Source organism: Tessaracoccus yangjingae, from assembly GCF_055326235.1.
The window spans coordinates 1-8594 of record NZ_JBUZNN010000024.1 but is presented as its reverse complement, the minus strand read 5'-3'; the positions used below and the strand labels follow the sequence as shown (position 1 = coordinate 8594).

Here is an 8594-nt window from a genome sequence, read left to right as displayed (position 1 = left end):
TGTCGATGCCGAGTGAATACTGACCCCGTGGCGCCGAGTGAATTTTGACCCCTCTCCGTCAGAGTGAGGGAGTGATCAGTGTGGAGGATTGGGCCGAGATCCGACGGCTTCATAGGTCGGAGGGGTTGGCGATCAAGGCGATCGCGCGCCAGTTGGGGGTGGCAAGGAACACGGTGAGGTCGGCGTTGGCCTCGGACGTTCCGCCCAGGTATGAGCGGGAGTCGCCGGGGTCGTTGGTCGATGCCGTCGAGCCGCAGATCCGGGCGTTGTTGGCGGCGACGCCGCGGATGCCGGCGACGGTGATCGCGGAGCGGATCAGCTGGGAGCATTCGTCGTCGGTGCTGCGGGCGAGGGTGGCTGAGTTGCGGCCGTTGTATCTGCCGGCGGACCCGGCGGATCGGACCCAGTATCGGGCCGGGGAGATCGTGCAGTGCGATCTGTGGTTCCCGCCGAGGGTCGTGCCGGTGGCTGACGGGGTGCTCGCGGCGCCGCCGGTGTTGACGATGGTGGCCGCCTGGTCGGGGTTCATCGCCGCCCTGTTGCTGCCGACCCGTCAGACCGGGGACCTGCTGGCGGGCATGTGGCAGCTATTGGCGGGGAGCTTCGGGGCGGTCCCGCGGATGCTGGTGTGGGACAACGAGGCAGGGATCGGGCAGCACCGACGCCTCACGGTGCCCGCGAGGGGCTTCGCCGGAACGTTGGGGACCAGGATCTATCAGACCAATCCCCGTGACCCGGAGGCGAAGGGGGTGGTGGAGCGGGCCAACGGGTTCCTGCAGACGTCGTTCATGCCGGGCCGCGAGTTCGTCTCCCCGGCCGACTTCAACACCCAACTCGCGGACTGGTTACCGCGGGCGAATCAGCGGCTGCTGCGCCGCACCGGCGCTAGACCAGCAGACATGCTGGCGTCGGAGGTGGCGGCGATGAGCAGCCTGCCGCCGGTGGCGCCGCTGGTCGGGTCGAGTAGCCGGGTCCGGCTGGGCCGTGACTACTACGTGCGGGTCGCGGGTAACGACTACTCGGTCGACCCCGCCGTGATCGGCCGGTTCGTCGACGTCGGCTGTGACATGGACACCGTCACCGTCACCTGCGCCGGCCAACCCGTGGCCTCTCATGCGCGGTGTTGGGACCAGCGGCGCACCCTCACCGACCCTGCCCACGTCGCGACCGCGAAGACGCTGCGGGCGGCGCACCAGAAGGCTGTCCGCGTCGATGCCCGCGGCGTGGGCGAAGACGTCGGACTCCGGCCGTTGAGCGTCTACGACGACCTGTTCGACCTGCCCGGCATCGACCCGGCGAGCGCGTCCGGGGCGGTGGCCTGATGAGCCTCACCGCGAGGGACCTGACCGGCGAGATCGGGTTCCTGGCCCGGGAGCTGAAGACCCCGGTGATCGCTGAGACGTTCACCGACCTCGGTGACCGGGCCCGCGCCGAGGGCTGGTCCCACGAGGAGTACCTCGCCGCCGTCCTCGGCCGCCAGGTCGCCTCCCGCACCGCCAACGGCACCCGGCTGCGGATCTCGGCCGCTCACCTTCCAGCCGTCAAGACCGTCGAGGACTTCGTCTTCGACCACATCCCCGCCGCGTCCCGTGACCTGATCGCGCACCTGGCCACCTGCACGTTCATCCCGAAACGCGAGAACGTGGTCCTCCTCGGCCCACCCGGCACCGGGAAGACGCACCTGGCGATCGCGTTGGGCATCAAGGCCGCCGAAGCAGCCCATCCCGTGCTGTTCGACTCTGCCACCGGCTGGATCAACCGGCTCGCCGCCGCCCACGCCTCCGGCGCCCTCGAACGCGAGCTGCGCCGGCTGAAACGCTACCGCGCCTTGATCATCGACGAGGTCGGCTACCTGCCCTTCGACACCACCGCCGCGGCCCTGTTCTTCCAACTGATCGCCTCACGCTACGAGACCGGCACCGTCATCGTGACCTCAAACCTGCCCTTCAGCCGCTGGGGCGAAACCCTCGGCGACGACGTCGTCGCCGCCGCGACCATCGACCGCCTCGTCCACCACGCCCACGTCATCGGGCTCGACGGCGACTCCTACCGCACCCGCGGCCACCGTCGCCAACCAACCAAGTAGAACCAACAACAACCATGAGAGGGGTCAATTTTCGATCGGCAACAGGGGGTCAGTTTTCGTCCGGCGTTGACAACTGCCTGCCCACGCGCCCAACACATGCAGTTCCTCGTCGGTGAAAGCCCTCTTCTCGCCCCAGGTCAGGTGGATCTCTGTGGAGAACCAAGCACCCCGGCACTTGTAACAGCGGTGACGATGAATTGGAGCTGCCTCAGACCTCCGCGCATCGCTTTCAAGGAGATCGAAGCACGTCTCGAAAGCCCTCACTAGGGGGTACCGCACATGGCGCCCCACACCAGATTCGTCAAACGGAATAACGTTGAGCTCTCGAGGTAACGAGTCGAAGACACGCATCGTCGACTTGGCGATCCACACCGTTTCGACGCCATCCCGGCGGTACCGCTCGGTGCGTTCTTGAAACAGGAGAGCGCTCTGGGGAGACCACTGCACCTCGAACGCGATCCTACGTCCGAGCTTCTCCGCCAGCACATCGGCTTGCCAGTGCCCGTCGGGGTGCCGGGCTTCGATGGTGGCCACCCAGCCCCGTGACTGAGCTGCGGCTCGCAGAGCCCTCTTGGCGTGGATGTGGTGGATCGTTTCCGGTTCGGAGCTGCCACCCTCGCCGGGTCTGTGAGAGAAGTGATTTCGTCTCAGTGGCCCTCCGCGTGGAATCGCCCGAAGTCCGTCTCTGAATTTCAGACACTCGCGATCAGCCCGGTAGCGGTCTCTGACAGAAGCGAAATCTTCTTCTGTCAGTTCCCAGGCCAGGAGTTCAACCCCATCCAGCAGCGCGCTCTGCATAGAGATGATGATGCCCGAATCCACTGACAAGTCCTGTCGCGCTACAGCCGTCTCTGGTCCGTGACGTCATGGCGCTCACATCCGCCTGCTGAGGCGATCGCTTTACTGGGGCAGAGCGGGTGTCTCCAAGCCGTCACACGGCTCTGGTCCGTGATTCGCTCGTGGACGTTCTGGTGGCTTGCTGGAGCCATTCGAAGGCGGCCAGTCGGACGTGCGCATCGGAGGTGGCCAGGGCGGCGCGCGCGAGTTCGAGGGCGTCGGGCTCATCGAGTTCGACCAGACCCCAGGCCCCGGCGGCTCGCATGTCGGGGTCGGGTGACTGGGACAGGATCCGCAACAGCTCCTTGTCTTCCTGGTCACCTAACATGAGCAGGGTGGTGGCTGCGATTGCGCGGTACTCGGGCTCGTCGCTGTGCGCGAGGGCCTCTTCGGCCAGGCGGATGGCCGAGCGAGGATCTTGCTGTTCGTCCGCCTCGGCGAGGTATGCGGCCGCGCGACTGGCCCAGGGTTGCACTTGCGAATCATGGACGGCTTCAAGCAGCTCCCAGTAGCGGGGGTCATCGGTCTCTACCCGTTTCAACAGCTCCCACCGGACAGCGGCCTGGTGAGTGGGGCTGGGGGCGTCGATGTGAGGCTGGAGCATGACGACCGCGTCCCGGTCGCTCATGGCTGGTTGGAGCGCGAGGACTTCCAGCGCGACGGCTGCTGTCGCGTCTGCGGCGAGCTGGGCGTGGAGAGTGGCTAGTCGTTGTGCCCGCTCGCGCTGCTGATCGGGATTCCAGACCGGAGTGGGCACAGCACCGAGGATTCTGTTGTTCTTGCTCAGGTTGTGGGGAGCGCACAGGACTTGGAGATTGTCCACGGTGGCGCCGCCCCCTCGGCTGTAGGGCCGGATGTGGTCGATGTGGAGTGCCACTTCGGGTCGTCCACGGTGGCAGACCACACAGCGATATTGGTCACGTTTCAGGACGTGTTGACGTACATGGGCGGGGATGTGTCGTGGGAGGAGGCTGACGACTGGCTGGTCGTTGTCGACTTGGAACGGGGGTGAGAACACGGTCGCGGGACGACCCGGATTGGGCAGGGAGAGTTGGTCCGCGAACTGGGAAGGGATCGCATCAACGGGGACGTAGCCTGATCGGAAGCCGTGGTTCCCGACCTTGAAGTCCGTGGGGAACTCGATGTCCAGGGCAGCGACGACATCGAACGACCAGGCCAAGATGAAGCCGGAGCGGGGGGCGTTGAAGACGTATTCGAGGAGGTTCATATCCTCAGGGTCCAGACCGTAGACGCGGTTCATGATGGCGAACACTTCGTCTCGAGACTCGTATTGGGTTCGCAGCAGGCACCGGATGCGCCACTCCCACACGACGCGATTCGAACTGCGGTCCCACAGGTAGACGGTGTCGCCCTCGGCCAACGTCCCGAACGGCGGGACTCTTCGCGACCACAACTGGAAGAACACCGATCCCTCCCACACGAGCGGATCCTCGCCCACCATCGGGTCGATCGCCTTGCGCCACACGATGTAACGGTTTGCCATTGCGTTCTCTCTGATCAGCGCCAGCGCACCCGACGGGCCCACGAGCTCAACACCACCATCCTGATGGCAAACCAGGCGTAGTCGACGCATTCCACTCCCAGAACGTCGACCACCAAGCCCCTCGCTTGTGGAGATGATCCACGACTCCCCGGAAGTGAGACGCGGGGCCGGATGGAGCCTACTGGGGTAGGCGCGACGTGACCCGGCTCGAATCGGGTCCTGCGGCTGAGCCGGTCGGTGTGAGGGGGCAGGATGGCGATCATGGAAACTGCCGTCCGGACACCGATGCACATCTTCGCTCTCCCGCAGCAGTTGGTGGTGCCTCTCTTCCAGCGGCCCTACGTGTGGGATGAGCCGAACCAGTGGGCGCCACTGTGGCACGACGTGCGCCGGCTGATCGAGGCCCGCCGGCGAGAACCCTTCGGGCAGGTCACCCACTTCCTGGGCGCGATCGTGGTGCAATCCCAGGAGATGCAGCTGGGGCATCTTCCAGGCAGCAACATCATCGACGGACAGCAGCGGCTCACCACGCTGCAGCTCCTGATGGATGCCGCCGCCGGCGTACTCAAAGAGGCGGACCTCGACACGCTCGCCGGCCAACTGGAGACCTTGACCCACAACCAGGCGAACTTCCTCAAGCCGGGTGACTCGCCGTTGAAGGTGCGACACACGAACAAGGACCGTGCCGCGTTCGACGAGGTCATGGACGCTGAGCCTCCCGTCGACCACGACTCTCTGAAGCACGCCGGTTCGCTCGTCACCCGAGCTCACGCCTACTTCACCCGGGCCGTATCAGAATGGCTCGGCGATCCTGCCTCAGACGGCTTCTCTATCCGGGCTGACGGTCTCGTCTCAGCCCTTCTCGACGGACTGCAGCTGGTCGCCATCAATCTGGGGGCCAACGAGAACTCCCAGGAGATCTTCGAGACCCTCAACGCACGCGGTACCCCGCTGACAGCCGCGGACTTGATCCGCAACTTCGTCTTCCAGCGCCTGGCCGCGGAGGGAGCCGACACCAAACGCGCCTACACAGAAGACTGGCCCTTCGAGAACAGGTTCTGGGAAACCGAGATCAGCGTCGGGCGCTACCTCGTGAGCCGCAGTTCACTATTCCTGAACCAGTGGCTTATCTCTCGCATCGGTGAAGAGGTCGGCCCCCAACAGACATTCACCCGCTTCAAGACCTACATCGAGCACGACGGCAACCGCCGCATGACCTCCCTGCTTCCGATCATCAAGCAGGAGGCGGACCGCTACGAGGAGTGGACTGTGGCCGCGAATGACAGCCATCGCCAACTCTCTCCCGTCGAAATGGCCGTCTACAGAATGAAGGCCAACGAGACCGAGGTGCTCAAACCCCTACTCATCTGGCTGCACGCACCCGAACGGAACCTGCCCACGGCTGTCATCAACGGCGTGGCCCTGGCAGCGGAGAGCTGGATCATGCGTCGCACGATGCTGCGCTTGTCTGGGTCCGATCTAGCGCGCGTCGTCGCTGACCTGATCCGGATCTTCGACAAGACGCCGGCAGACGACCTCGTGGCCGGAGTGACCGGCCACCTCTCCAGGCTTGAGGCGGTCAGCACCTACTGGCCCGGCGACGAAGAGATCAGGTCGGCGCTGTTCACCGAAAGCGCCTACCGCCGCTTCCGTCGAGGACGCTTGCGCGTCCTGCTCGAGGCGATCGAGAACGACTTCCGATCCGGGACGAACCAGCCCCAGGTCCCACGCAACGGCTACCCGATCGAACACGTCCTGCCGCAGACCTGGCAGGACAACTGGCCGGTCGAGGGCGAGATCGCTGAGGCCGACCGAGCTGCCCACATCCATCGCCTCGGCAACCTCACGTTGCTGACCAAATCACTGAACTCGAAGGTCTCCAACGGGCCATGGTCGACCAAGCGTGACGGTCTAGCGAACCACGACACCCTCCTGCTCAACAGCCGCCTCCTCAAGTCCGTCGGCGAAGACCACTGGGACGAACGGCGCATCGACGCCCGCACGGACCTCATGATCAACGTCCTGCTCCACACCTGGCCCGTCCCCAATGGCCACGAGGGCAAAGTCATCGACCCACACAACAAGGTGCAGAGCGACTGGATCCAAGTGAAACACCTCGTCGAAGCAGGTCTCATCGCGCCCGGGACCATCCTCACGGCCGGCCCCGACGGAACCTTCAAAGACCGCCCCGCCACGGTCCTCGCTGATGGTTTGTTGAGCGTTGATGGCCGCACCTTCGAAACCCCCTCCGGTGCCGGCAAGCACGTGAAGGGCAAGGCGACGAACGGCTGGGCGTTCTGGAGAATGCCAGACGGCCGCAAGCTGCTCGACATCCGATCAGGGTTCACCGGTACGAAGCCGAACGAGAAGGCCACCCACTTCGATTGGTCAACTCTGCACGCCATCCTCGAAGCCCTGCCCGCGGGCCATTGGACGACCTACGGAAGCCTGGCTGAAGTCATCGGCACATCTCCCCAGCCACTCGGCGGTCACGTCGCAGGCTGCAACCAGTGCGCCAACGCGCACCGCATCCTCCAGTCGAATGGGACGGTCTCGCCAGGGTTCACTTGGACAGACCCGAACGACCTCCGCCAGCCAATGGAGATGCTCGAGTACGAAGGCCTGCCGTTCCACAACGGCAAGGCGGACAAGACAAGAGAGCTGACCGCCGATGACCTCGCCGCTTTGACGACAGGGTAAAGCGGAGGCCCAACACCTGTCACTGCTGACCTCTTGCTCCCGGACCCTGCGGCCGCCGTCGGATCGTCTCACGGTGAGACGATCGCCCCGATTGTCGAGAACCTCGTCAACACGTATCTACGGAGGTGGCGCGCTTGGGTCCGCTGTCTGCGGTTTCGCGCTCATGCCGAGAGTCGGATGTCGCCAGATGGCCGAGTCCGAGTCGTGGGCAGTCGTCTGCGCCACATTGGCAGGTTTGGTGCCGTAGTCGACACCGAACCTGCCGATTGGCCCCTTCGCCGATCCGAGGCGTGGCCTCTGGCTGGCTGAGTGCCGCCGTGCGGTGTGGTCAGTCGAGCGGTTCCGTGGCGGTGTTGGTCGCTGCGGTGGAGATGTCGGTGTCGGCGTCGAGGGTGTCCGCGGTGGCGGGACGCCAGTGCGGGGGTCCACGCTCAGGGGGCGGAACAGAGGGTGCCGCTGCGGGCTCGTTTCCGCGCGCTCGGCTTCGGCACCTGGGGGTGGCGGGTGGCGATGTCCGCGGGGGAGTGGCGGTAGTGGCGGTGGCCTAGGGCCCGGTTGAACGTGGGCGGTGGCACTGGGGGACCGTCTCCGCGGTGGAGGCTCGGGTTGCAGCCCGCGTCTGAGGCGGGGTGACCCTCGAGCTTGACGAGAAGTGTCCTCAACGAACTGGATGACACGGCCGGGTCACGGACCGCCTGAACGCCCGAAACTGCCGCGGGCCTGACCTAGTCGAGTCGAAACCGCATGAGCCAGCGAGGGTGGTTGGCGGCCGTCGCGACGGTTTTGGTGATGCGCTCGAAGCCCTCGGATTCGAAGAGCGTGGTGGTGCCTACGTAGGCCGCCGTCGAGTTCATCCGTCCGTCGCTGGTGTCGGCGGGGTAGGCCTGGATGATCGGCGCGCCGGCCTTCCGCACGTAGTCGACCGCTGCCTGGAGCAGGAGCCGTGCGAGCCCGCGGCCTTGGTGCTTCCTCCGGATGCGGAAGCAGACGACCGTCCAGGCCGGAGCCAGGTCGACCTGAGTCAATCGCTGGGAATTCTTCACGGCCGGCAGAAGCTCCAGAGGGCCGAAGCCAAGCCAACCGGCCACCTCGCCGTCCACGTACGCGATCAGGCCTGGGGGCACGTCGCCAACCAGCAGTTCCTTGAACTTCGCCTCGCGACCGTCAGGGGTGTCCTTCGGCCCGAATCGGGGAAGCACGCACCAGCAGCCTGGGCTCACGGCCGCGCATGCGTCTGTGAAGCGGTCCTCGGTCGCGGGCCAGATGCTAACGTCCTCACGCGCGAGTGGGCTCCGCATGGACACGACCATACGCGAGATCGGGCATGGCCCGCTTGGGCTCACTGACGCATTCGCTCGACCCCGGGCGCGCGACCGTCGGTCGGTCAGACACGGGTCGTCCCTCGGGCTGCCGACAGGCTCGAACCCAGGGAGTTGGCTGAAGCCTCGCAACATCCGACTCTGCCGC

Annotated in this window: 6 protein-coding genes; 3 read left to right on the top strand and 3 right to left on the bottom strand. The window is 65.6% G+C overall.

The window, feature by feature from the left end; genetic code table 11:
- Positions 1 to 71: 71 nt before the first annotated feature.
- The gene (istA, locus tag ACZK5D_RS16595; RefSeq protein WP_463664797.1) at positions 72 to 1322 is read left to right on the top strand and encodes an IS21 family transposase; all 1251 of its coding nucleotides are present in this window, start codon (positions 72 to 74) and stop codon (positions 1320 to 1322) included.
- Positions 1322 to 2086 carry an IS21-like element helper ATPase IstB gene (istB, locus tag ACZK5D_RS16590; RefSeq protein WP_463664796.1) on the top strand — a complete coding sequence of 255 codons (765 nt, stop codon included), beginning with the start codon at positions 1322 to 1324 and terminating at the stop codon, positions 2084 to 2086. The genes istA and istB overlap by 1 nt, the downstream gene beginning before the upstream one ends.
- A gap of 24 nt (positions 2087 to 2110) precedes the next feature.
- Here the strand turns inward: istB and ACZK5D_RS16585 are convergent, their stop codons facing one another.
- A complete protein-coding gene (locus ACZK5D_RS16585; protein WP_463666119.1) occupies positions 2111 to 2908 on the bottom strand; it encodes a competence protein CoiA family protein in 798 nt (265 codons plus the stop codon).
- Between the two features lie 109 nt (positions 2909 to 3017).
- Positions 3018 to 4517: a HEAT repeat domain-containing protein gene (locus ACZK5D_RS16580; protein ID WP_463666118.1), complete on the bottom strand. Its 1500-nt coding sequence runs from the start codon at positions 4515 to 4517 to the stop codon at positions 3018 to 3020.
- 162 nt (positions 4518 to 4679) lie between these two features.
- Between ACZK5D_RS16580 and ACZK5D_RS16575 the strand changes: the two genes are divergently transcribed.
- Positions 4680 to 7127: a GmrSD restriction endonuclease domain-containing protein gene (locus tag ACZK5D_RS16575; RefSeq protein ID WP_463666117.1), complete on the top strand. Its 2448-nt coding sequence runs from the start codon at positions 4680 to 4682 to the stop codon at positions 7125 to 7127.
- A gap of 725 nt (positions 7128 to 7852) precedes the next feature.
- Here the strand turns inward: ACZK5D_RS16575 and ACZK5D_RS16570 are convergent.
- Complete coding sequence (locus tag ACZK5D_RS16570) at positions 7853 to 8326, bottom strand: GNAT family N-acetyltransferase (protein WP_463666078.1); 474 nt, start codon at positions 8324 to 8326, stop codon at positions 7853 to 7855.
- Between the last annotated feature and the right edge of the window lie 268 nt (positions 8327 to 8594).